Genomic DNA, 23,134 nt, shown 5'->3' on the forward strand with positions numbered 1-23,134 from the left:
TTTTTCTTTGCCTCCTTAGCTCAGCTGGCAGAGCAGCGGACTCTTAATCCGTGGGTCACAGGTTCGATCCCTGTAGGGGGCATCTAAATACAACAGGAAAAAGCCTTGTAAATCAAGGCTTTTTTTGCTTGTCTATAACTGATTTACCCCATCATTTGTCCCACATTTTAAATCTATCTTTTCTTTTTGAATCAAATTACATCTTTACAAATAGTGTAAAGCCAGTTACTTTTGCTTTGATTCCATACAATATTTTCATGTAGAGAAGACAAATTTTATCTTCTCTTTTTATTTTCAAAATAATAAAAACTGATTTTCTTTTCATAAATCAGACTGAAACTTCCAAATTTTCCATTTTGTTTATTGACATTTCCTCTAAAAAGGTGTATAATATTTTTATTATCAAACTATACTATATAGGGGGTATTGAAATGAAATTTTCTAATCGTTTACTGCTATTCCTTGCAGGAGTTGTTTTTGTCCTTTTAGGACTTTTCCTATTTACAAACCCAGTAGCTAATCTTGTTGTTTACAGCTGGTGGATTGCATTTGGTTTACTGGTTTCTTCTATAGCAGCTATTTTAGGCTATTTCTCTGTACCAAAAGAGCTTCGCTCACCAGCTCATCTTTTCCAAGGGATTGTTAATCTTCTCTTAGCTCTTTACCTCGTTGCCTATGGCTTTGTGACGCTGCCAGTTGTCATTCCAACTATTTTAGGAATTTGGTTAATTGTAGAAGCCATTATAGCTTTCTTTAAAGGCAATCGTCTGGGATTGATTTTCCCTATTATTGGCAACCATATCATGTGGATAGCGTTGCTTGCATTTTTACTAGGTCTAGTGATTTTGTTCAATCCAGTAGCTACAAGTGTCTTTGTCGTTTATGTCGTTGCCTTTGCATTTTTAATTGTTGGTTTCACCTATATCCTTGATGCCTTTCGTAAATAATCTAGCTGCCATTTTGGGCATATTAAAAAAGCTGGGAAGTTACATTCTCAGCTTTTTCTGTTGCCTCCTTAGCTCAGTTGGTAGAGCAGTAGACTCTTAAGCTATGGGGCGCAGGTTCGAGCCCTGCAGGGGGCACATCTAAATCAACAGAAATAAGCCTTGAAACCAAGGCTTTTTTTAACGTCTAATAGCTTTTTGTAGAAAAGTATTTAAAAATAAAAGAGAAGAGAATCTCTCACTCTCTTCTCAGTATATCTTATTAAATTTAGTTTTTCTTAATCTACCTGATTTTCCTTTGCAACGACAAATTCTTTAACCAGTCGATAGATAACAGCAAATACGGGGGTAAAGAATATCATTCCAAGTAGTCCGAAAAGATTCCCTCCAATACTAGCAGCCGCAAGCGTGAAAATAGCTGGCAAACCAATAGACTGACCTACAACTCTAGGATAAATAAGGTTTCCTTCAATCAGCTGTATAACTTGATATAGAAGAAGAGAAAGTAAGGCTTGAGTAGGACTCACTGTGAAGATAAAAATCGCTCCCACAACACAAGCAATCATAGGCCCTACATAAGGAATGAACGATAGCACTCCTGCAAAGATACCTGTCATTACTCCATAGGGTATCCCAAACACGCTGTAACCAACCGCTATCATAACTCCTATGATAACTGCTTCAATCAGCTGACTCATCAAAAATTGGTCATAAGTCTCTAGTGCTACTTGTCCAATGTAAGTCAACTTTATCACCACCTTCTCTGGAAGAAAAACTTTTAGAAGTCGACTCGTCATCGCTGCCAAATGTTCCTTACTGGATAAAAATAAAAAGGTGAAGACTATAATCAAAAAGGCATTCATCAAACTTGAAAAAATATTGCCGATATTACTAGTCAGACCTGATAAAAAACCTATCAAAGCTTGGCTAATAGAGCTAGACTGTCCCTGAATTCCTGATACGATAGTTGACAACATGTCTTTGGTTACAAATTCCGAGCTGCCTAGCAATTTCCCAAGTTGAGTAAGGACTGTTGAAAGGACTGTTCCCAGCTGACTAATAGTCTGGGCTAGGGTTGGCAGCACCAAAACCAAAAGAGCAATCACGATTAAGATAAGAGCTAGGAAAACAAGTACCATGGCAATCGGACGACGCAACTCTGCCTTTACCTTCAATTTAACTAAGTACTGTTCAATTTTTTTCATGGGAACATTGAGCACAAAAGCAATAACAGCACCATAAATCAAGGTTGATATTACATCAAAGAGAGAGATTGCTCCTGATATAAAGCTCGATGCATTCAGAATTACAAGAGCAACCAGCCCTATAAAAAGTATTAACGGGGTGTATTTTTTTACTAAGTTCATAAATTCTCCTTAATAAACATGTTTAGATACGACTATACTATTTGGTTTTTCAAACTCTCGATTAAGGTAGGCTTGGTAAGTTCCTGGAGCGATAAATCCTTTGGGTGAGAGGATATCGGTGCCAGCCTGACCGACTATGGTATCAGCCAAGAGCACACAGTTTGTAGATAAGACAAAGTAGGATTTAAACTTAGATTTGATAAATTTATAAAGTTCCCCATCTGTCTCATGTCTGATTTTATAAGCGTAGGTGTAGTCTTCCTTACCATCCCCTGTCATGATTTTATCTGCACTTGGCTCCCATGGAATCGTCAGTTGTTTCAATTCAGCCAACTTTTTCTGAACTGCTTTTTCCATTTCAGGCGTCAAATCTATCCCATAACCAAAAAGCGTTTTTTGACTCTCACGTTTACATAGGTCAATGTACTTGTCACGATCACAGAAATATAAGACACCATCTCCTACCATGCCAAATAAGGTCTCAGAAGACGGATCATAGTTGCCATAAGAAATAACACGGCCTTGATAGCAGATATCCACATGACCAATTGCCGAAAACAGAGAGGTCTCAGCTGTATGAACAAAAATTTCAAGCTCCGCTGTCTTACCAGACTTCACTATTCCAAGATGGATATCCTCTCTCTCATCAGCATTTTCCTGCATGAATTTGTTGATTTTTGCTAAAGTACTTGCAGGGATGAGAGCGGCTAGGACAATAGGTAAGCTCATTCTTACACGACGTTTGAGATGGTTTTTCCCAATTTCCTCCTCAAACAAGAAACCATCACGGATATTGGACAGACCATAAAGGAAAAAATAAGCCCCTAAAACAAAGAGTTGAAAGACAGAATTTCCCGTAGAGGACAAAAGACTAGTCCCACCAAGAAAAACTAGTACGAGTCCATCTAGTAAGAGACGAAAACGAGGTCGAATTTTGTTTTTGCGGTAGAGAACATAGGTGACAAGGTTAATACTAGCATGAAAAATCTGATAAACTCCAATCACAAGAGCCAAAATATAAATCGGCACATCCGTCGCAAGATTGGAGCCAAGCAAATATCCCAGCACTAACAATTTAACCAGTGCAACTCCCAAGGTGTCCGTTGACTGACTTTTTTTGAAAATACGTAATACTAAATCTAAGACCGTTGCTATCCAAGCTAAAAACAGAACCAGTCGAATAACCTTTACTGGCAACCAAGTCCCCGTGACCATCAAGATGAGACCTAGCAGAACAAACAAGAACCCCTGAGCAAGTAATTTCTTACCTGTCAGACCTAAAGATAGAATTTTTTCCATATAAAAACCTTTCAACAATAAAAATTAAACACTCCGATTAAACTGACTAGTAAATAGCCAACACTACAAACAGCCTGTGCCAGCAACATATGGTGACTAGAAATGACTGTAATAATGTCACCATCTTGTCTTATGCACTTCTAAAATTTGTTATATTGATTAGAAACCAGAGCTTATAAAAACTAGCTAAACTCGAGAGATAGACACAATTGCGACGAAAAAATGTATAACCAATTCAACTTGTTAAGGTAAGAAAGCATTATTTCCAATCTATTAATTATTCATCTATTACCTATTATGACACAATATTCCCTATAGTTCAACTTTTTACTTGTTTTTATATTACACGGACTAAAAAGTTTTCAACAGTTGATTGCATTTGTTTTAATAAGTTTTAACCTTTCTTGGTTAGATAAAAAAAGAACCATACAGTTTAGAATCTGTATGGTTTTTGCCCCACTTTTGTCCCATTTTTAAATCATGACATTGAAAATACCTAAAATCACTTATATTTCAATATTTTTAATTGCTCTCAATATGAAAGTCCTTTCCAAATCCCTGTAGGGGGCATCTAAATACAACAGGAAAAGCCTTGGAATCAAGGCTTTTTTGTGTAGTCTTAGCACTAAAAAACGATAGAAAAAACACCCCTTCTGAACTGCACCCCAAAAGTTAGACAGAAAAAACCTAACTTTTGTGGCGCAGTTCATTCGCGCCACATAAAGTTATTTAAGCATATCCTTTTCTCTCATTACCATTTTCTGTTATAATAAATTGTACTTCTAAAATAGAAAGATCTTAAGATGACAACTCTTATTAAACATAAACGTGTAGAATTTTCAGAACTTTTTTATGACCTAGTTTTTGTTTTTGCAATTTCAAAAGTAACTACTTTAATTGACCATCTTCATAACGGTATTTTGACTTGGAATTCTTTCCTTGATTTTTTCATTGCTACTTTGTTTCTCATCGATTCCTGGATGATTCAAACCGATTATACCAATCGCTATGGAAAGAACTCTTTATTTAACATAGTAATCATGTTTATCAAAATGGGAATTTTACTCTTTATAGCCAATATGATTGGACCTGATTGGCAACAATATTTTCATTATCTCTGTTGGGCTATTGGTACATTAACCCTTACCTTATTTTTTCAATATTTGGTTGAATTTTTTAGAAAATCAACCGATGATGCTAATCGGGAAAGTATCAAAGGTTTTCTATGGATAACAGGTCTAGGAAGTTTAGGATTCTATCTAGCAGCTCTTCTTCCTATTTACCTTAGAGTCTATATCTTATTTGCTAGTATTCTGCTAACATTTATTATGCCAAGTATCTTGCTTAATAAAGATAAGCATTACCAGGTAAATCTCCCCCATTTAATCGAGCGTATCTCCCTTCTTGTCATTATTATGTTTGGAGAGATGATTACGGAGCTAGCTAACTTCTTTACAATCGAGAATTTCTCGATTTATTCGGTTCTTTATTTCATTATTATGATTTCTCTGTTCTTGTTTTATTTTGGTCAATTCGACCATGCTATTGATGAAAAATCTAATCAAAAGGGACTATTTCTAATTTACAGTCACTATCCTATTTTCATTGGACTTCTTATGATGACCGTTTCGATGAGTTTTCTTCAGAATCCTGAAGCTAATCGTCTCTTTGCAACCAGCTTCTCTTATATCGGATTTGGCCTCTTTCAAGCTGCTGTCCTAGTAAATGGGCCCTATAACAAACATTATCTTCGCTATTCGAAAAGTTACTACTATGTCCAAGCGACACTCTATCTGACTGCCTTGATTCTCTCTTTAATCTTTGCTTCTAATCCTATAATAGTAGTGAGTATAACAACCATTTTAGCTCTAGCTATAGCCATTCATTTTATTTATTTTTATGTGACACAGAATAAAAAATATTCCAAATCTAACTGGGGGTTCTTTTAATGAGTTTATAACATTAAAAAGCTTTGGGAACCAAGGCTTTTTGCTTTCTATCTAAACTTTTTCATAACGTATTTTCGTACAGGTGCTTCAATGGTTTTAACGATTTCAAATCCTTCTTTTTGATAAAGATGCTTGGCTGCCTGATTTGCCTCGAAGACATTTAGAGAAATACTATCTATGTCTCCATTTTCAAAGACCAAACTAACAAATTTCCTTAAGGCCTGACTACCTAAGCTTTGCCCCTGTTTCTGGGGATTGATTAAAAACCGTCCGATATGTAGATTCCTGTCTTCTAGCCTGATTTTCTGGACAAGCCCGACAAACTCTTGTCCAGAAAAGATTGAAAAGATTCCTTCCAAATCTTGCAAGACTTGAATTGTCAAGGGAAAAGGAATCATTGTTCCCATCCATTGTTCTTGAAAGGATTTGCCTAGGGAGTTGGACCATTGGCATACGAGCTGAGCATTTTCTGTGCTCACATTTTCTTCAAAACGAATTATCATCTTTGCCTCACCATCTTATCTATGTTTCTCCATTATACTACTTCTCCTATTTTTTACGAATAGATAAGTATGATTGATATTTATTTTTTTCTTGTCGGGAGTATTCTCGCTTCCTTTCTTGGTTTGGTCATTGACCGTTTTCCAGAGCAATCCATTATCCAACCTGCTAGTCACTGCGATTCCTGTCAGACTCGCTTGCGCCCCTTAGATTTGATTCCGATTCTCTCGCAGGTGCTCAATCGCTTTCGCTGTCGCTACTGCAAGGCTACATATCCTGTCTGGTATGCCCTCTTTGAACTAGGCTTAGGGCTCCTCTTTCTATCTTGGTATTGGGGCTTTCTTTCCTTGGGACAAGTCATCCTAATCACTGCTGGTTTGACCTTGGGCATCTACGACTTTCACCATCAGGAATATCCCTTACTGGTCTGGATGACTTTCCACCTAATCCTCATGGTTTCCTCTGGCTGGGATCTGGTCATGATTTTCTTCCTTATCCTTGGAATGTTAGCTCATTTTATCGATATTCGCATGGGCGCAGGGGATTTTCTCTTTTTAGCTTCTTGCGCTCTCGTCTTTAGCGCAACAGAATTACTCATCTTGATTCAGTTTGCTTCTGCGACGGGCATCCTAGCCTTTCTCCTGCAAAAGAAAAAGGAAAGACTTCCTTTTGTGCCTTTCCTCTTACTCGCTGCTTGTGTGATTATTTTTGGTAAGCTACTGCTTGTTTGATAAAGTCCTGAATCGGCTCTCCTTCATGGAGAGCTTTTACGATTTTCGAACCAACGATAACACCATCTGACACCGCATTGAAGCGTTCTACATCGGCTTGACTAGATACACCAAAACCTGTTAAAACTGGGATGTCGGTCACTTGATGCAATTGTGCCAAGTGCTTGTCCAAGTCTGCACGGTAATTGCCTGATTTCCCTGTCACCCCATTGATGGCAACTGCATAGACGAATCCTTCTGCCCCTTCAATCAACTCTTTCTGGCGCTCAATTCCTGTGGTCAAGCTAACTAGGGGAATCAAGGCAATGTCTGTATCTGCCAAAAATGGTTCTACAAAGTTGGCATGCTCATGAGGCAGGTCTGGAATAATCAAGCCCTTAACCGCTGTATCTGCCAAATCTTTGACAAAGTTCTCCACACCGTACTGAAATAGGGGGTTGAAGTAGGTCATAATGACCAGTGGAATCTCTGTTTCAATGGTTTTCAAGGTTTCAACCAAAGCCTGTGTAGAGGTCCCGTGGGCTAAACTGCGCAAGCCAGCTTCTTCGATAACAGGTCCATCTGCAACAGGGTCTGAAAAGGGAATACCAACTTCAATAGCCGAAACACCCAAATCTTCTAAAAAGTGAATTGTTTCTCCGAGTCCATCCAAACCTTTCTCATGGTCTCCAGCCATGATATAGGGAACGAAAATTCCTTTTCCAGCTGCTTTTATAGCGTTTAATTTTTCTGTTAGTGTCTTAGGCATGAGCTTCTCCCTTCTTTGCTGCATCTGCTTCCAAGCGGTCTTTGACTTGAACCACATCCTTGTCCCCACGACCTGATAGACAGACAATCATAGACTTTTCTGGTCCAAGTTCTTTGGCCAATTTCACTGCAAAGGCGATCGCATGGCTAGATTCCAAGGCTGGGATAATCCCTTCCACACGAGACAAGAGTTGGAATCCTTCCAAGGCTTCTTCGTCTGTCACAGGAACATAGCTGGCACGTTTGATATCGTGGTAGTGAGAATGCTCTGGACCGATACCAGGATAGTCCAAACCTGCTGAGATCGAGAAGGCTTCAAGAATTTGACCATGGGCATCTTGGAGCACATCCATGAGGGAACCGTGAAGGACACCCGGACGACCCTTGGTCAAGGTAGCTGCGTGATGCTCTGTATCCACACCAAGTCCTGCTGCTTCAGCTCCATACATAGCTACTGATTCATCTTCTACAAATGGATGGAAGAGACCGATGGCATTAGAACCACCACCAACACAGGCTACTAAGGCATCTGGTAGATTTTTACCTGTCAAGTCACGGTACTGTTGTTTAGCTTCTCGACCAATAACACTTTGGAAGTCACGAACGATTTCTGGGAATGGATGAGGCCCCAAGGCAGAACCAAGGATATAGTGGGTATCATCAATATTAGCTACCCATGAACGAAGGGCTGCATTGACCGCATCCTTGAGCACGCGCGAACCGTCTGTCACTGCCTCAACCTTAGCTCCCAAAAGCTCCATACGGAACACATTGAGGGCTTGGCGTTTGACATCTTCCTCACCCATGTAGATAGTACATTCCATGTTAAAGAGGGCTGCAGCAGTTGCAGTTGCCACACCGTGCTGACCAGCACCTGTTTCAGCGATAATTTTCTTTTTACCCATGCGTTTAGCCAGAAGAACTTGTCCCAAGGCATTGTTAATCTTGTGGGCCCCTGTATGGTTAAGGTCTTCACGTTTAAGATAAATCTTGGCTCCGCCGATATGCTGGGTCAAGTTTTTTGCGTAGTAAAGAGGAGTTTCACGCCCCACATACTGGCGCAAAAGTTGGTTTAATTCCTCTTGGAAACTTGGGTCTGCCTGACTTTCACGATAAGCCTTTTCCAACTCCAAAACTGCTGTCATCAATGTTTCTGGGACAAAACGTCCACCGAATTTTCCGTAAAATCCATCTTTATTTGGTTCCTGATATGCCATTCTTTACCCTCTCTATAAATCTTCTAATCTTTTCATGATCTTTTTGTCCATCTGTCTCCACTCCGCTCGATACATCTACTGCATAGGGAGTAAAGTGTTGAATTGCTTGTACTACATTGTCTTCCTTAAGCCCACCTGCGATAAAGAAGGGCTGATTTAGTCCAGTAGTATCTAGTTGCCCCCAGTCAAAGGTCTGGCCACTTCCTGCCACAGGGGCATCAAAGAGGAGATAATCTGCCTGAGAATGAGGCACATGCCCCTCTCCATCCACCTGCACAGCCTGAATGCTGTCACAGGGCAAATCCTCAAACACATCATCCGCTATCTGACCGTGAACTTGAACCAAGTCTAAACCAACTTTGTCAATCGCTTCTAGCAGTTCTACCCGACTTGGTGAAACAAATACCCCAACCTTTTTTACGTCTGACGGAATAATCTTTGCCAGCTCAGCAGCCTGATCCAAGGTCACCTGTCTTTTGCTAGGTGCGAAGACAAAGCCGATGTAGTCCGCTCCTGCTGAAACGGCTGTTCCCACCGCTTCCTCGGTCGATAATCCGCAAATTTTAACCTTTGTCAATCTGCAACTCCTTGATTCTCTGGGCTACATCTTCTGCCTGCATGAGAGCTGTCCCTACTAAAATGCCGTTAAAGTATGGTGCTACTCGCTCTGCATCCTGCCCTGTGAAAATAGCTGATTCAGAAATATACAAGCAATCATCTTTGAAGTGTTTAGCCAAGTCTACACTGGTCTCCAAATCGACCTCAAAGGTGGTCAAGTTTCGGTTATTAACTCCGATAATCTGAGCACCGAGTCTGTGAGCTACCTCTAGTTCAGCTAGATTGTGGGTTTCCACCAAGACTTCCAGACCAAGCTCTGTCGCGTAGTCGTAGAGTTCCTTAAGGCGTTCTTCTGACAAGGCAGCCACAATGAGTAAGATGACTGTTGCACCTGCATTGCGAGCACGGATGATTTGCTTTTCATCGATGATAAAGTCCTTGTTGAGCGTTGGAATCTGTACCTGACTGGAAATCCCCCGTAGATAATCCAAATGACCTTTAAAGAAAACCTCATCTGTCAAAACCGAAATCATCACTGCTCCGTTCGCTTCATAAGTCTGGGCCTGTTGCACAATATCCACATTGAGATTGATATCTCCCAGACTAGGGCTAGCTTTCTTGACTTCAGCGATTACCTGTAAACGGTCTTGGTGATTCTTCAAAAATTCAGCCAAGCGATAGGTCTGACGCAGGGGCTGGACTTCCTCCAGCTCCATCTGCTCGACCTCACGCGCCTTCTGCTCCAAGATTCGTGCTAAAAATTCCTGACTCATTTTTGGTACTCCTGTAACAGTCTGAGTTTTTCAAGGGCCTTGCCACTAGCAATCACTTGACGAGCCAAGGCAACCCCATCCTTGATATTATCTACCTTACCATTAGCATAGAAACCAAGACCAGCATTTAAAACTGTAGTTTCCAAGAATGGACTTGGTTCATTTTTAAGAACGCTGAGCAAAATTTCTGCATTTTCCTGAGCATTGCCTCCACGAATATCTTCGATAGCGTAACGTTCCATTCCCAAATCCTCTGGAGTAAAGCTTGACAAGGTGATTTCGCCATTCTCAAGAAGTGCAATCTTGGTTGTCCCGTTCAAACCAGCTTCATCCAAACCTTCTGGTCCAGCAACCACGATAGCGCGTTTGCGACCCATATTTTTCAAAACCTGAGCTGTACTTTCTAGAAGTTCTGGACGACTAATTCCAAGAAGCTGTGTTTCCAAAGTCATTGGGTGAATCAGAGGACCAGTCAAGTTCATGATTGTTGGAATTCCCAATTCCAAACGAGCTGGCATGATGTATTTCATTGCTGGGTGCATATTTTTAGCAAAGAGAAAGACGATACCAGTTTTATCAAAGACCTTACCTAATTCAGCTGGTTTGAGGTCTAGGTTGATGCCTAAGGCTTCGAGGACATCTGCAGAACCAGATTTAGAAGAAATCGAGCGATTACCGTGTTTTGCCATGTGAACACCACCACCAGCCAAGACAAAGGCTGCAGTTGTGGAGATGTTAAAGCTGAAAGACTTGTCCCCACCTGTACCACAGTTGTCCATGGCATCATGAATCTCAGTTGGAATATGTTGGGCATGTCCTCTCATGACTTGGGCAATGGCTGTGCGTTCCTCAGGTGTTTCCCCCTTCATCTTAAGAGCCAAAAGGAGAGAAGCAATCTGCGCCTCCGTTACACGGCCAGTTACGATACGCTCAATGACATCCGTCATTTCCACACCTGATAAATTTTCAAATTTTGCTAGTTTTTCAATAATCTCTTTCATCCTAGTTTCCTCACTTTACAACCTTCTCGATAAAATTCCGAATAGAAGACAAGCCATCTGGCGTTCCAATGCTCTCTGGATGGTACTGGAAGCCATAAATCGGTAGATTTTTATGTTGAATTCCCATGATGGCTTGGTCATCAGTCGAACGAGCTGTCACTTCAAAGTCTTCTGGCATTTCTTCAATCAAAATACTGTGGTAACGCATGACTGCACGGCCATCCTCGATACCTTGATACAGAACAGATGGCGCTTCAAAGTTGATATTGCTCTGTTTCCCATGCATGACTTTGGGAGCCAAGCCTAGCTTACCGCCAAAGACTTCTGCGATAGCTTGGTGGCCCAAACAAATCCCAAGAATCGGCTTCTTGCCAGCAAAATCACGAATCATGTCTTCCATCTTTCCAGCATCAACTGGCCAACCAGGACCGGGCGAAAAGACCAGACCATCTGCTTTTCCAGCTTCTTCATACAGCCTGGGATCATCATTTCTCAAGACCTGAACTTCTGCAAAATTCCCAATGTATTGGGCCAAGTTATAAGTAAAAGAATCATAGTTGTCAATTAATAAAATCATGGTCTTAGTTCTCCAATTCTAGTCATAGATTTTGCTTTGTTAATGGTTTCTTGGTATTCGTTTTGGGCGATGGAGTCATAGACAATCCCTGCCCCAGCCTGCACATAGGCTGTTTGATTTTTGAGAATCATCGTTCGGATGGCAATGGCAAAGTCCATATCACCCGTCGCAGACAAGTAGCCGATTGCTCCTGCGTATACGCCCCGTTTTTCCGTTTCCAGTTCATAGATGCGTCTCATCGCTCGAATCTTTGGTGCTCCTGAAACTGTTCCAGCTGGAAGTGTTGCTTTCAAAGCATCCATGGCAGTGAGTTCTGGAAGCAAACGCCCCTTGACCACGCTGGTCAAATGCATGACATAACGGAAAAGCTCCACTTCCATATACTTAGTGACTTGGACACTGGCCGTTTCAGAGATGCGACCAATATCGTTACGTCCCAAGTCTACTAACATCCGATGCTCTGCTGTTTCCTTCTCATCCGAAAGCAGGTCTGTCGCCAAAGCCTTGTCTTCTTCATCCGTAGCTCCTCTTGGTCGTGTCCCTGCGATCGGATTGGTTGTCACGATGCCATTTTTGACAGAAACCAAACTTTCTGGACTGGCACCGATGATTTGATAATCCCCAAAATCATAGAAATAGAGGTAATTGGATGGATTGGTCACGCGGAGATTTCTGTAGAAGTCAAATGGATTTCCAGTAACTTCTGCTGAGAAACGCTGACTGAGTACACATTGGAACATATCCCCGTTACGAATCAAGTCACGAGCTATTTCCACCATTTCCTCAAACTTCTGAGGAGCGATATGCGGTTTGAAGTCTAACGGAGATAGATCCAAGTCTTCAAATTCATTTGGAGCAGGAATGCGTAATTCCTCAAGCACTTGGTTCAAGGCTTCTTCCAAGGCTTCTTGACTGCGCTCACTATAGAGAGCATCCTCGATGACATGAATTTTTTCCTTCTTGTGGTCAAAGACCATGTAACTCTCATAGACAAAGAAATGCATGTCTGGTGTTCCAATTGTATCTTGAGGGATTTGACCAATTTCTTCATAAAGCGAAATCATATCGTAACCAACAAAACCAATTGCCCCACCACCAAAAGGTAGATCTGAATGGTGCTGGCTCTTATGAGTCACTTCATAAAGGAAATCTAAGGGATCCCGATCAATCACTTGACCATTTTGATAAAGGACTCCATTTTCAAACTTAATCTCAAAGACTGGATTATAGGCTAAGATAGAAAAACGAGCTGTTTCCTTGTCTCTCGGAATACTCTCTAAGATAACCTTGTGTTGCCCCTTTAGGCGCATATAAGCCAAGATTGGTGATAAGACATCTCCATGAATGATTCGTTCCATTGTGTTTCCCTTTCAGTTCTACTTCTAGTCCGTGGCGACTGTATGAAAAATCCCCACGCAAAACAACTTGCGTGAGGACGAAATTCGCGGTGCCACCTCAATTATAGGATTTCTCCTATCTCTCATTCCTGTCTCAGAAACCTCCTGTAACAGGCTGTGCGATAGAGGGCACTCCCTTGAGAATTATGTTTTTTTCTCTTGTTTCAAATGGACCCAACCTTACAGCTTTCTCTGCTTGTTTTCAGCAACCACAAGCTCTCTGTGAGAGAAAAGACTGTAATTTTTCCATCTTTTATTTTTTAGCTTCTAGGTAGTCTGCAATCGCAGCTACGTCCTTGTCTCCACGACCAGAGACATTGATGATGACAATTTCGTCTTTACTTAGTTTCGGTGCACGTTTAACTGCTTCTGCGATAGCGTGTGAGCTTTCAATCGCTGGGATAATCCCTTCAGTCTTGCTGAGAAGGAGGAGAGCCTGAACAGCTTCTTCATCCGTCGCTGCGACATATTCCACGCGACCAGAATCTTTAAAGTAGGCATGTTCTGGACCAACCCCTGGATAGTCCAATCCAGCTGAGATAGAGTAAACTGGAGCTAGCTCTCCATCTTCCTTAAAGACTGCATAAGTCTTCATGCCGTCGACAATTCCGATACTACCTTTTGTCATAGTAGCTGCGTGCTTGTCTGTATCAAGTCCGTGACCAGCAGCTTCAACCCCAACCAATTTAACTTCTTCATCAGCCACATACTGAGAAAAAGCACCGATGGCATTGGAACCACCACCTACACAGGCAATAACGTAGTCTGGTAAACGACCTTCTTTTTCTAAGATTTGACGGCGAGATTCTTCACTGATGACCTTTTGGAACTCATGAACAATGGTTGGATAAGGGTGAGGACCTACAGCAGATCCCAGAACATAGAAGGCTTCCAAATCATTCATCCATGCTCCAAAGGCTGCATCAACCGCATCCTTAAGAGTTCGTGTTCCCGTTTCAACTGCATGAACAGTTGCTCCCATCATCTCCATACGGAAAACATTGAGACGTTGACGTTCCACATCCTCTGCTCCCATGTAGACATCACAGGCCATACCAAACTTAGCTGCAGCCGCTGCTGTCGCAACACCGTGCTGACCAGCTCCTGTTTCTGCAATTACTCGTTTTTTGCCCATGCGTTTAGCCAAAAGAATTTGTCCTAAAACGTTGTTGAGCTTGTGAGAACCAAGGTGGTTAAGGTCTTCACGCTTGAGATAAATCTTAGCGCCACCTAAGTGCTCTGTCAAACTTTCCGCAAAATAGAGCGGTGTTTCGCGACCTGAATAATCCTTTAAGTAATGGCGAAATTCTGCCAAAAACTCTGGATCATCCTTGTACTTGTCAAATGTCACTTCCAACTCATCCAACAAAGCCTGAATAGGCTCTGGTACAAAACTACCACCAAATTGTCCAAAATAACCTTTAGTTGTCATAAAATTTTTCCTCTTTCTGTATTGATTTCAAGATATGAAAAAGCCCACACACAGAAAATTACTCTGCGTGAGGGCGTTGGTAACGCGGTGCCACCTCAATTATAAAGGGACTATTCCCCTTTACATCTCTGCCTTGTCTAACAACAAGTTGCACTGTAAGGTGTGCGCACCGAATTTTCATTGTTTCAAATTCATTTTTAAAATCAGCCCACTTTCACTACTTCCAACCACCTGTTCACAATCACCACAGGCTCCCTGAAGATCAAAAATAGTTACTTTTCTGATTTGTTGAACTTATTTTAATACTTTGTTTTTTCTTTGTCAAGACTTTTTTACGATTTTTTTGATGAAGCTAGTACTTTTTCAGAAACTGTTTTGAAAGTCTCAATGATATAGTCCACTTCTTCATCGCTTAATTTAGTGTGAAGAGGGAGCGTAATTTCATTTTCAAAGAAGGCATAAGCCTTAGGATAGTTCGCCATATCAAAACCAAGATTCTTATAGGCTGTCAAAAGCGGAAGCGGTTTGTAGTGGACATTGCTTGCAATTCCTGCTTTAGCTAATTCTTGGATAATAAGATTGCGTTCTTCTAAACTCGCTCCTTCTACATGGGTGATGTAGAGGTGGCGTGAAGATTCGACAGTTTCAGTCTTGTGTGCCAATGGATGGATACGAGAACCTGCAAAACCACGATCATAGCGGTTCACGATCTCCTTACGACGTTCTAGCAAACTTGGGTAGCGGTCCAATTGTACCAAACCAAGGGAAGCCATAATATCGGTCATATTACACTTGTAGGCTGGTGTGACGATATCGTATTCCCATGAACCCAGTTGCATCTTGGCAAGAGCATCCTTAGTTTGCCCGTGAAGGGAAAGAATTTGGAATTCCTTGTACATCTCTTCGTCGTCAATCGCTGGATTGGCTTTCCAAGTGGCACTTCCACCTTCTGCAGTTGTAAAGTTCTTAACGGCGTGGAATGAGAAGGAAGTAAAGTCAGCGATAGAACCAGCTGGTTGCCCTTTATAAGTAGATCCCAAAGCATGGGCACTATCAGAAACAATCACGATACGGTTAAAGGCTTTTTGCCACTTGCTTGAAGCGGTAAAGAGATCACGTTTCTTCTCCACAACTTGGAACAAACGGTCATAGTCGCAAACAATCCCCGCAAGCTCTACTGGAATAATCACCTTAGTCTTTTCAGTGATAGCTTGCTCCAGCAAGTCATAGTCCATCTCAAACGTATCTGCTTGAATATCCACCATGACAGGGGTCGCTCCTACGTGAGTAATGACACTACATGAAGCTGTATAGGTCATGGCTGGAACGATGACTTCATCACCAGGTCCAACTTCCAAGACGCGCAAAATCAACTCAAGAGCGGCAGTTGCAGAATTGAGGCAGACAGTCTTAGGCGTCTGTGTGTATTGAGACAAGCGACGCTCTAGTTCTTTTGTCTTAGGACCTGTTGTGATCCAACCAGAACGCAGGGTATCCGCTACTTCAGCAATTTCTGCTTCCGTAATATCGGGTGGTGAAAATGGAATATTGTAATTTGGCATTGATTTGCTCCTTTTATTTGTACTCATTTTCTCATGACTACTTTATTTTAGCACTTCAAACACGGTTTGAAACATGATTTTGATGTCTCCAAGGAAACTAAACTCTCGGAGATAGGCAAGGTTATAGCGCATCTTTTCAGGAAGAACATGCTCCACATAGGCCTGGTCAACCGACAAACCTTTCTCCGTCATTTGACTAATAATGGTGTCCTCATCCTTGTAGTTGATGCTGGCTGGAGAGGTAATCCCTGCTGGTAAAAGCAAGGTTGCCATCATTTCAGGGCTATACTGCTCTGTGTAACGAGGCACTTCAGGACGCGTCCCTACAAAGGACATCTCACCTTTAAGAACATTGACCAACTGAGGCAGTTCGTCCAAACGGACACGGCGGATAAAATTACCAACCTTGGTAATGCGGCTATCGTTAGCAGAAGTCACCAGACTTCCTTTTTTATCCGCATCCGTTACCATGGTACGGAACTTCCAAATCTTGAACCGACGGTTATACTGGGTCACTCGTTCTTGCTTGTAAATCACTGGCCCCTTGCTATCCAACTTGATCCAAATGCTCAAAATGAGAAAGATGGGAGAGGTCAAAACCAGTACAACCAAGGCCAAAAACCAGTCCAAACAACGCTTGAAAATCAGCGAACCCTTCCTTTTAGAGACAAGCTGGTAGTAAGACTCAACCTCGCTTGATTTCATTTCCACGGGCAAGTCTTCCCATTTCAGCATGCTGTTTCTCCTTTGTTTTTATTATGCTATTTGTCAACATTTTTCATTATACCACAAAATGGAAAAGGCGGTGAAAGAAATCTGTATTTTGAAGTATTTCCTTCTTACACTCAATGAAAATCAATGTACAGCATTGAGATTGCAGATAAAGCTGACATGGCTTGAATAGATTTTCAAAGAGTATTAAGACATGGCACCCGCCTGCAAACTATACATCTTGTGATAGGTTCCTCCCAGAGCCAAGAGTTGCTCATGGGTTCCACTCTCGATAATGCGCCCCTTGTCCAAAACATAGATGCAGTTGGCGTCTTGGATGGTAGAAAGGCGATGAGCGATGGCAATGGTTGTCCGTCCCTGTCTCATCTTCGCCAGAGAAGCTTGAACCAAACTTTCTGTTTCAGAGTCAATATTGGCTGTCGCTTCATCCAAAATCAGGATTTTAGGCTGACTGGCGACTGTTCTAGCAAAGGCAAGAAGCTGACGCTGACCAGTAGAGAAGCTCGAACCACGCTCGGAAACAGGTGCATCATATCCCTGAGGAAGTTCTTGAATAAAGGAATCTGCATCCACGAAGGCTGCCGCAGCCTGGACCTGCTCATCACTGATTTCTTGGTACATGGCGATATTGGACTTAATGGTCCCATGATAGAGGAAGGGCTCCTGCAAGACCAGACCGATGTTTTTTCTCAGCTCTTCCTGGCTGAAATCCCTAATATCCACATCATCCAAGAGAACTCTCCCTGACTGGAATTCATAAAAGCGCATGAGAACATTGATAATCGAAGATTTCCCAGAACCTGTATGACCCACAAAAGCAATGGTTTCACCCTTGTTAACCGAAAAGGAAATATCATCCAGAATCGGATGTTTGCCATCATATGAGAAGCACACATGTTCAAATCGAATATTGCCTTCTTTGACTTTGGCCTGCCCATTTTCTTGAAGGGGCTCATAGGTCCTCTCATCAATCAAAGCAAAAACACGACCTGCAGAAACCATAGACGTTTGAAGAGTTGAAAAGTTTTGCGTCACCTCGATCAAAGGATCAAAGAGACGATTGATGTACTGGATAAAGGCATACATGGTTCCAGCTGTTATTCCCAGATAAAGCCCACGGTAGCCAAAGTAAGCCATCAAGACAGCATATCCTAGAAGTTTCAGCAAACTCATGGCAGGTCTCAAAAAGAGGGCATCCAAGGCTACAGAACGGTTGGCGTAGATCAAGTGTTCTTGGTTAATTTCATCAAATTCTGCCTGCAGGCGCTTCTCTTGATTAAAGGCCTGGATTATTCTGATTCCCTCGATGTTTTCAGCCAGCTTGCTATTGATATCTGACAAGAGACTTCTGGTTTTCGCAATGATTTTCACTGATTTTTTCCGATAGAGATTGACCAAAATGAAAATCAAGGGGAGAAAGAGCAAGACCAAAGCTGTCAAACGAAAATCCAACACCAACATGGTATAAAGGGTTGTCAGAAAGATGAAAACTGCTGAGATAAAGCTAGATAAAATCCCCGAAAACATGTCACTGATAGTCTCGGTGTCATTTGTCAAACGAGAGACGATGGAGCCTGCTGGCGTCTTGTCAAAATAAGACATGCCCAGCTTTTCCATATTGGCAAAGGCATCGTGACGAATATCCCTAACAATACTGTAAGACACGCGCGCAAAGAGAAGATTGCCGACATACTGAACTAGAGTTTGAAGGATATAAAGGCCATAGTAGACCAGCAAAACGGTCACAGCAAGTTGGTTGAGATCGCTGAGATACTGGTCTATAAAGTGGGAAGCCACAAGGGGAATAACACTTTTAATGATCGTAGTCGCTAGGAGAAAACTAAGTGCCAAAAAAGTCAGGAGTCCATAAGGCTTGAGATAGGTCATCAAGCGCTTCAATACAGCCCATTGTTCTTTCTTATTCTGCATCTTCTTCTCCCTTCATTTCCAGCTGCTGAGACTGGTAGGTTTGGGCATACCAGCCATCCATGGCTAGTAGGTCTTCGTGCGTGCCCCGTTCGATAATTTGTCCGTTTTGCAGGACTAAGATCAGATCTGCATGGACAACCGCACTCAGGCGATGGGCAGTGATAATGGTTGTTTTGTCCTTTCGCGTCTCCTTGAGGTTGTCGATGATGGCATACTCTGTCTTGGCATCCACGGCTGACAAAGAATCATCCAAAATCAAGATATCAGGATCTAAAATCATGGCCCGACTCATGGCCAGACGCTGCTTTTGACCACCTGAGAGACTGACTCCCTTTTCACCAATCAACGTATCAAATCCATAAGGCATGGCTAGAATGTCTTGGTAAACTTGAGCTAACTTCGTTGCCTCCTCGACTGCTGAAAGTGGTAAGTTCGGATTTCCAAAGCGGATATTATCCAAGATAGAGGTCGCAAAGAGAAACTGGTCCTGAGGGACATAGCCCATAAGACTACGAAGGTCTGTCAGACGATAGTCCCGAATATCGTGACCATTTAGATAAATGGCTCCCTTATCCACATCGTATTCACGCAAGAGGAGCTTGATCAAAGATGTTTTCCCAGAGCCTGTTTGCCCAACCAAGCCCAGAGTTTGCCCTTTTTCCAAACTAAAGTGAACATTTGTCAGTGTTTCCTCATTTTCAAAGGCAAAGCTGTCAATATCGTACTCTAAGCGCCCATTTTCAATACTGTCTAGAGGAAACTCAGGGTCCTGTACAGGTGATTCCTGAGACAAAAGTTCCTCAATTCGCTGGTAAGAAACCTTCCCTCGCTGGGTAATATTAAAGAGGAAGCCGATGGCCATAAGAGGCCAAACTAGCATATCCAAATAGCTGATAAAGGTAACTAGATTCCCAACTGTAATCTGCCCTTTCTGAACCATCAAGGAGCCGACCAAGAGGGTTAACACATAGGATGAACCAACAAATAAGAGAACCATAGGGTCAAAGAGACTATCGTATTTCATGGTTTGCAGGTTCTTCTGGAAGGTCAATTCATTGACTGCCTGAAAGGACTTCAACTCGTCCGCCTGGTAACCGAAAGACTTGGTCACTTTAATACCTGATACAGACTCCTGTACCTTGTTATTAAGTTCGGAAAAGGCAGCTTGGGATTCGCCAAAGGCCTTGTGGGTCTTTCTCCCTAGACGACTGGTCGCATAAGCCATGAAAGGCAAGGGAAGAATGGCAACTAGCGTCATTTGCCACGAAATGCTAAAGAGCATGGTCAGCAAGGTCACCAAAGCCGTGATAGAGGCATCCACGGCAGACATAACACCGCCCCCTGCCAGACGCGTTAGGGCATTGATATCGTTGGTTGCGTGTGCCATCAGGTCCCCAGTCCGATAGGTTTGATAAAAGGCTGGAGACATTTTTGTGAAATGCTCAAACAAGCGAGAGCGCATAATCTGTCCCAAACGGTAGGAAGTCCCAAGGATATACATACGCCAAACATAGCGCAGATAGTACATCCCAAAGGCTGCAAGAAGCAAGTAAAATAGGGCAAGAAGGAGGTCCTGCTGGGTTAATTGCCCTGATGTGATAGCATCAATGACTCGTCCCATAACCATAGGTGGAATGAGATTGAGAACGGAAACCAAAACCAGGGCCACAATCCCGACTAGATAACGGCGTTTTTCTAACTTGAAAAACCACCAAAGTTTTTGAATAATGGACATAACATCCCTTTCTGATTGCAAATAGAAACCTGAGGCCAAGACCCCAGGTTTTTCTTATTCATAGGTTACGACTGTGACCGCACCCTTGTCATACTCAGCGATAAAGATATTGGCTACATTGTCATGCCCTTGCTTGCTGAGGTTATCAAGCAGCCATTCTTCGTTACGACCAATCGACTCCAAAACATCGACTTGTATCACACCGTCAGTCACAACTGGATACTTAGGATTTTCATCCCCCATTTGGACCACGATGAGTTGGCCATTTTGCTCCTGCACAGCTCGTTTGACTTGCTTCATCTGGAAAATTCCTTGGCTACGAAGTTTGAGGGCTACATCCGATGCAGACAAGCCAACTGAACGACAGGCTTCTGGGTCAATCTGCCCATTTTTTATAAGGAGAGTTGGTTTTCCATCAATCAAGCGTTTGACAAAACGAACATTGTTATTGAGCCACTTGAGGGTCAAGACCAAAATCGTCCACATCATCAAAATCACTGCATACTGGAGAATGCTGATAGAACTATTGTAAATCACCCCACCGATGATACCACCGAGAACATAGTTCTGAATTTGGTCTGTCGCAGAGTTAGGTGCTAGGTTCCCCTTTCCTGTCACATTGATAACAAAAACAAGCGAGAAGAGCCCCAAGGCCAGTTTGATTAAAATTTCCATATAATTGAGTGTCATTTGTTTACCTCCACCAATTCAATAGCGTCTGTTTGATTCAATTCTAATTTCTCTAAAAGATACTTGTCTGGTTGGCTCCCGTTCATGGCGCGGTAGAAATTTGGACCTACCTTGACAAGCGCTCCATCAGTAGCTGCAGAAGTATTGACATAAACTTCTGATTTATCCACTCCCAAGTCTTTGGAAACAACCTCTATGAAATGAAGGGAGGTTTGAAATTGGTTGTTAGAGGCTTGATTGGTCTGGTATTTTGAGATTGTCACCAAAAGCATGGCCACCAAGGTCAAGGCCAAAATCATGACCAATTCCCGAAACTTAGTCCCCTTTTTATCTCGATAGGCTTTAAAAGCAAAAAATCCTGTGATAGCTAGGAGAACAATTCCAAAGCCAATCATGATGCCATTTTGCTGACTGATTTGGCTAAGTACATAGTCATATGAGTAAAATTTCATTTATTTTCACTCCCTTTCATAAAATCATTCTTCATTATAAACGAAAGAGAGTGATTTTTCAAGCCATACGTTGGGGAAATGGACCTTTTTTTGGTATAATAAAATCTATAATCTGAATGAAAAAGGTAACTTTATGAAACTCATCTCATGGAATATTGATTCCCTCAATGCTGCCCTAACTAGTGACTCAGCTCGTGCGAAATTGTCCCAAGAAGTCCTACAAACCTTGGTCGCTGAAAATGCTGATATCATTGCTATCCAAGAAACCAAACTTTCTGCCAAGGGGCCTACAAAAAAACACTTGGAAATTTTAGAAGAACTCTTTCCAGGGTATGAAAACACGTGGCGCTCTTCCCAAGAGCCTGCCCGTAAAGGATATGCTGGAACCATGTTCCTTTATAAGAAAGAACTCACACCCACTGTCACTTTCCCAGAAATCGGTGCCCCTTCTACCATGGACTTGGAAGGTCGTATCATCACGCTAGAATTTGATAAATTTTTCGTTACCCAAGTTTACACACCAAATGCTGGCGATGGACTCAAACGCTTGGAAGAACGTCAAATCTGGGATATCAAATATGCGGAGTACTTGGCTGGACTAGACAAAGAAAAACCAGTCCTTGCAACCGGTGACTACAACGTGGCCCACAATGAGATCGACCTTGCAAATCCTGCCAGCAACCGCCGTTCACCAGGATTTACCGACGAGGAACGTGCTGGATTTACCAACCTTTTGGCAACTGGATTTACCGACACCTTCCGCCATATTCATGGCGATGTTCCAGAACGCTACACTTGGTGGGCACAACGCAGCAAGACTTCTAAAATCAACAATACAGGCTGGAGAATCGACTACTGGCTCACAAGCAACCGCGTGGCTGACAAGGTGACCAAGTCTGATATGATTGACTCCGGTGCGCGCCAAGACCATACACCCATTGTCATGGAGATTGAACTCTAAGGAGAAAACGAATGGACTATCAAGCTGTCATTCCTGAATTTGTAGTATCTGACATCGAAAAATCACGCCACTTCTACTGCGACCTGCTAGGATTCTCTGTCGAATACGAGCGCCCCGAGGAGAAATTTCTCTTCCTCTCGCTTGAAGACTGCCAGCTCATGTTAGAAGAAGGCAGCGCAGAAGAATTAGCCCAACTGACCTATCCTTTCGGGCGCGGTGTCAATATTTCCTTTGGCATCAAGGATGTCCCCCAGCTCTACCAAAATCTGCTGTCAGCTAACTATCTCATCCATCGTCAACTGACAAAAAGAGAATTTCGTGTTGGGGATCACTATATCTATCCTCATGAATTTGCAGTTTTAGATCCAGATGGTTATTTTTTAAGATTTAGCGAGTAGAATAATAAAGATTGGAAAAAAGTCTTTAAAGTTAGAAAAAGGCATATTGTCAAGTCTTGAAAAATCTTGATAATATGCCTTTTATGATGGAAAAACCTTCTAAATGTTAGTCAATAAGTTAATTTTTGCCCATTTTTATTATATTTGTTCGTTTTTCAAACAAAAATACTAACAAAATATTT

Annotated in this window: 22 protein-coding genes, 2 tRNA genes and 1 other annotated feature; of the genes, 7 read left to right on the forward strand and 17 right to left on the reverse strand. The window is 42.1% G+C overall.

The genetic code is table 11. The features are described 5' to 3' along the window. The first annotated feature begins 9 nt into the window (after window positions 1–9). The 3 genes from QM408_RS06075 (at window position 10) to QM408_RS06085 (ending at window position 1,082) form a co-directional block, all read left to right on the forward strand. Window positions 10–82: transfer RNA gene (locus tag QM408_RS06075), tRNA-Lys, on the forward strand. A gap of 349 nt (window positions 83–431) precedes the next feature. Then, window positions 432–947 (forward strand): DUF308 domain-containing protein, encoded by a 516-nt coding sequence (locus QM408_RS06080; RefSeq protein ID WP_033681462.1) that lies wholly within the window; start codon window positions 432–434, stop codon window positions 945–947. A gap of 62 nt (window positions 948–1,009) precedes the next feature. Then, a tRNA-Lys gene (locus QM408_RS06085) sits at window positions 1,010–1,082 on the forward strand. Window positions 1,083–1,222: 140 nt separating this feature from the next. On the opposite strand, the gene QM408_RS06090 is transcribed toward QM408_RS06085, so the two are convergent. Both QM408_RS06090 and QM408_RS06095 read right to left on the reverse strand, forming a co-directional pair. Further along, window positions 1,223–2,311 carry an AI-2E family transporter gene (locus QM408_RS06090; RefSeq protein WP_004193676.1) on the reverse strand — a complete coding sequence of 363 codons (1,089 nt, stop codon included), beginning with the start codon at window positions 2,309–2,311 and terminating at the stop codon, window positions 1,223–1,225. Between the two features lie 9 nt (window positions 2,312–2,320). After that, entirely contained in the window at window positions 2,321–3,610 is a 1,290-nt protein-coding gene (locus QM408_RS06095) for a DUF308 domain-containing protein (protein ID WP_265465633.1), read from the reverse strand. 803 nt (window positions 3,611–4,413) lie between these two features. Between QM408_RS06095 and QM408_RS06100 the strand changes: the two genes are divergently transcribed. Then, window positions 4,414–5,559 (forward strand): low temperature requirement protein A, encoded by a 1,146-nt coding sequence (locus QM408_RS06100; protein ID WP_153226324.1) that lies wholly within the window; start codon window positions 4,414–4,416, stop codon window positions 5,557–5,559. A gap of 47 nt (window positions 5,560–5,606) precedes the next feature. On the opposite strand, the gene QM408_RS06105 is transcribed toward QM408_RS06100, so the two are convergent. Continuing rightward, complete coding sequence (locus tag QM408_RS06105; RefSeq protein ID WP_414373939.1) at window positions 5,607–6,062, reverse strand: GNAT family N-acetyltransferase; 456 nt, start codon at window positions 6,060–6,062, stop codon at window positions 5,607–5,609. A gap of 69 nt (window positions 6,063–6,131) precedes the next feature. Between QM408_RS06105 and QM408_RS06110 the strand changes: the two genes are divergently transcribed. After that, a complete protein-coding gene (locus QM408_RS06110) occupies window positions 6,132–6,791 on the forward strand; it encodes a prepilin peptidase (RefSeq protein ID WP_125424789.1) in 660 nt (219 codons plus the stop codon). Here QM408_RS06110 and trpA read toward each other — a convergent pair. The 14 genes from trpA to QM408_RS06180 all read right to left on the reverse strand — a co-directional run bounded on the left by trpA (window position 6,763) and on the right by QM408_RS06180 (window position 21,593). Then, on the reverse strand, window positions 6,763–7,539 hold the full coding sequence (gene trpA / locus QM408_RS06115; RefSeq protein WP_414373941.1) for a tryptophan synthase subunit alpha: 777 nt from the start codon (window positions 7,537–7,539) through the stop codon (window positions 6,763–6,765). The genes QM408_RS06110 and trpA overlap by 29 nt on opposite strands. Then, window positions 7,532–8,755, reverse strand: coding sequence for a tryptophan synthase subunit beta (trpB, locus tag QM408_RS06120; RefSeq protein WP_261039293.1), 1,224 nt, complete (start codon window positions 8,753–8,755; stop codon window positions 7,532–7,534). The genes trpA and trpB (QM408_RS06120) overlap by 8 nt, the downstream gene beginning before the upstream one ends. Further along, window positions 8,733–9,332 (reverse strand): phosphoribosylanthranilate isomerase, encoded by a 600-nt coding sequence (locus QM408_RS06125; RefSeq protein ID WP_094753352.1) that lies wholly within the window; start codon window positions 9,330–9,332, stop codon window positions 8,733–8,735. Before QM408_RS06125 ends, trpB (QM408_RS06120) begins: the two co-directional genes overlap by 23 nt. Then, window positions 9,319–10,086 carry an indole-3-glycerol phosphate synthase TrpC gene (gene trpC, locus QM408_RS06130; protein ID WP_125416958.1) on the reverse strand — a complete coding sequence of 256 codons (768 nt, stop codon included), beginning with the start codon at window positions 10,084–10,086 and terminating at the stop codon, window positions 9,319–9,321. The genes QM408_RS06125 and trpC overlap by 14 nt, the downstream gene beginning before the upstream one ends. Next, window positions 10,083–11,087 (reverse strand): anthranilate phosphoribosyltransferase, encoded by a 1,005-nt coding sequence (trpD, locus tag QM408_RS06135; protein ID WP_261150566.1) that lies wholly within the window; start codon window positions 11,085–11,087, stop codon window positions 10,083–10,085. The genes trpC and trpD overlap by 4 nt, the downstream gene beginning before the upstream one ends. 10 nt (window positions 11,088–11,097) lie before the next feature. Next, entirely contained in the window at window positions 11,098–11,664 is a 567-nt protein-coding gene (locus QM408_RS06140; protein WP_000601916.1) for an aminodeoxychorismate/anthranilate synthase component II, read from the reverse strand. Next, window positions 11,661–13,022 carry an anthranilate synthase component I gene (gene trpE / locus QM408_RS06145; RefSeq protein ID WP_261051617.1) on the reverse strand — a complete coding sequence of 454 codons (1,362 nt, stop codon included), beginning with the start codon at window positions 13,020–13,022 and terminating at the stop codon, window positions 11,661–11,663. Before trpE ends, QM408_RS06140 begins: the two co-directional genes overlap by 4 nt. Window positions 13,023–13,314: 292 nt before the next feature. Next, a complete protein-coding gene (gene trpB / locus QM408_RS06150) occupies window positions 13,315–14,493 on the reverse strand; it encodes a tryptophan synthase subunit beta (RefSeq protein WP_237447349.1) in 1,179 nt (392 codons plus the stop codon). Between the two features lie 66 nt (window positions 14,494–14,559). Beyond that, window positions 14,560–14,785, reverse strand: a binding site (T-box leader). 40 nt (window positions 14,786–14,825) lie between these two features. Then, the gene (locus tag QM408_RS06155; RefSeq protein ID WP_261051614.1) at window positions 14,826–16,055 is read right to left on the reverse strand and encodes a DegT/DnrJ/EryC1/StrS family aminotransferase; all 1,230 of its coding nucleotides are present in this window, start codon (window positions 16,053–16,055) and stop codon (window positions 14,826–14,828) included. A 42-nt stretch (window positions 16,056–16,097) separates the two neighbouring features. Then, window positions 16,098–16,790: a sugar transferase gene (locus QM408_RS06160; RefSeq protein ID WP_261023637.1), complete on the reverse strand. Its 693-nt coding sequence runs from the start codon at window positions 16,788–16,790 to the stop codon at window positions 16,098–16,100. A gap of 183 nt (window positions 16,791–16,973) precedes the next feature. Next, a complete protein-coding gene (locus tag QM408_RS06165) occupies window positions 16,974–18,716 on the reverse strand; it encodes an ABC transporter ATP-binding protein (protein ID WP_261150564.1) in 1,743 nt (580 codons plus the stop codon). Next, window positions 18,706–20,451, reverse strand: a complete 1,746-nt coding sequence (locus QM408_RS06170; protein ID WP_265487057.1) for an ABC transporter ATP-binding protein — start codon at window positions 20,449–20,451, stop codon at window positions 18,706–18,708. Before QM408_RS06170 ends, QM408_RS06165 begins: the two co-directional genes overlap by 11 nt. Before the next feature lie 54 nt (window positions 20,452–20,505). Next, window positions 20,506–21,141, reverse strand: a complete 636-nt coding sequence (locus QM408_RS06175) for a DUF421 domain-containing protein (protein ID WP_000174455.1) — start codon at window positions 21,139–21,141, stop codon at window positions 20,506–20,508. Next, entirely contained in the window at window positions 21,138–21,593 is a 456-nt protein-coding gene (locus tag QM408_RS06180) for a DUF3290 family protein (RefSeq protein WP_000675332.1), read from the reverse strand. Before QM408_RS06180 ends, QM408_RS06175 begins: the two co-directional genes overlap by 4 nt. Before the next feature lie 133 nt (window positions 21,594–21,726). On the opposite strand from QM408_RS06180, the gene QM408_RS06185 reads away from it, so the two are divergent. Next, the gene (locus QM408_RS06185) at window positions 21,727–22,554 is read left to right on the forward strand and encodes an exodeoxyribonuclease III (protein ID WP_150922457.1); all 828 of its coding nucleotides are present in this window, start codon (window positions 21,727–21,729) and stop codon (window positions 22,552–22,554) included. Between the two features lie 11 nt (window positions 22,555–22,565). Next, complete coding sequence (locus QM408_RS06190) at window positions 22,566–22,952, forward strand: bleomycin resistance protein (RefSeq protein WP_060805816.1); 387 nt, start codon at window positions 22,566–22,568, stop codon at window positions 22,950–22,952. Window positions 22,953–23,134 lie beyond the last annotated feature (182 nt).

Source organism: Streptococcus mitis, from assembly GCF_047464965.1.
Taxonomy (GTDB): Bacteria; Bacillota; Bacilli; order Lactobacillales; family Streptococcaceae; genus Streptococcus; species Streptococcus mitis_DU.

Excerpts from the sequence above, each read along its gene's own strand:
- QM408_RS06160 (WP_261023637.1), bottom strand. The coding sequence starts at position 16,790 with ATGCTGAAATGGGAAGACTTGCCCGTGGAAATGAAATCAAGCGAGGTT.
- QM408_RS06175 (WP_000174455.1), bottom strand. The coding sequence starts at position 21,141 with ATGACACTCAATTATATGGAAATTTTAATCAAACTGGCCTTGGGGCTC.
- trpD (WP_261150566.1), bottom strand. The coding sequence starts at position 11,087 with ATGAAAGAGATTATTGAAAAACTAGCAAAATTTGAAAATTTATCAGGT.
- QM408_RS06100 (WP_153226324.1), top strand. The coding sequence starts at position 4,414 with ATGACAACTCTTATTAAACATAAACGTGTAGAATTTTCAGAACTTTTT.
- QM408_RS06190 (WP_060805816.1), top strand. The coding sequence starts at position 22,566 with ATGGACTATCAAGCTGTCATTCCTGAATTTGTAGTATCTGACATCGAA.
- QM408_RS06095 (WP_265465633.1), bottom strand. The coding sequence starts at position 3,610 with ATGGAAAAAATTCTATCTTTAGGTCTGACAGGTAAGAAATTACTTGCT.
- trpB (WP_261039293.1), bottom strand. The coding sequence starts at position 8,755 with ATGGCATATCAGGAACCAAATAAAGATGGATTTTACGGAAAATTCGGT.
- QM408_RS06090 (WP_004193676.1), bottom strand. The coding sequence starts at position 2,311 with ATGAACTTAGTAAAAAAATACACCCCGTTAATACTTTTTATAGGGCTG.
- trpA (WP_414373941.1), bottom strand. The coding sequence starts at position 7,539 with ATGCCTAAGACACTAACAGAAAAATTAAACGCTATAAAAGCAGCTGGA.
- QM408_RS06140 (WP_000601916.1), bottom strand. The coding sequence starts at position 11,664 with ATGATTTTATTAATTGACAACTATGATTCTTTTACTTATAACTTGGCC.
- QM408_RS06105 (WP_414373939.1), bottom strand. The coding sequence starts at position 6,062 with ATGATAATTCGTTTTGAAGAAAATGTGAGCACAGAAAATGCTCAGCTC.
- QM408_RS06155 (WP_261051614.1), bottom strand. The coding sequence starts at position 16,055 with ATGCCAAATTACAATATTCCATTTTCACCACCCGATATTACGGAAGCA.
- QM408_RS06170 (WP_265487057.1), bottom strand. The coding sequence starts at position 20,451 with ATGTCCATTATTCAAAAACTTTGGTGGTTTTTCAAGTTAGAAAAACGC.
- QM408_RS06165 (WP_261150564.1), bottom strand. The coding sequence starts at position 18,716 with ATGCAGAATAAGAAAGAACAATGGGCTGTATTGAAGCGCTTGATGACC.
- QM408_RS06080 (WP_033681462.1), top strand. The coding sequence starts at position 432 with ATGAAATTTTCTAATCGTTTACTGCTATTCCTTGCAGGAGTTGTTTTT.
- trpB (WP_237447349.1), bottom strand. The coding sequence starts at position 14,493 with ATGACAACTAAAGGTTATTTTGGACAATTTGGTGGTAGTTTTGTACCA.
- QM408_RS06180 (WP_000675332.1), bottom strand. The coding sequence starts at position 21,593 with ATGAAATTTTACTCATATGACTATGTACTTAGCCAAATCAGTCAGCAA.
- QM408_RS06110 (WP_125424789.1), top strand. The coding sequence starts at position 6,132 with ATGATTGATATTTATTTTTTTCTTGTCGGGAGTATTCTCGCTTCCTTT.
- QM408_RS06185 (WP_150922457.1), top strand. The coding sequence starts at position 21,727 with ATGAAACTCATCTCATGGAATATTGATTCCCTCAATGCTGCCCTAACT.
- trpC (WP_125416958.1), bottom strand. The coding sequence starts at position 10,086 with ATGAGTCAGGAATTTTTAGCACGAATCTTGGAGCAGAAGGCGCGTGAG.
- trpE (WP_261051617.1), bottom strand. The coding sequence starts at position 13,022 with ATGGAACGAATCATTCATGGAGATGTCTTATCACCAATCTTGGCTTAT.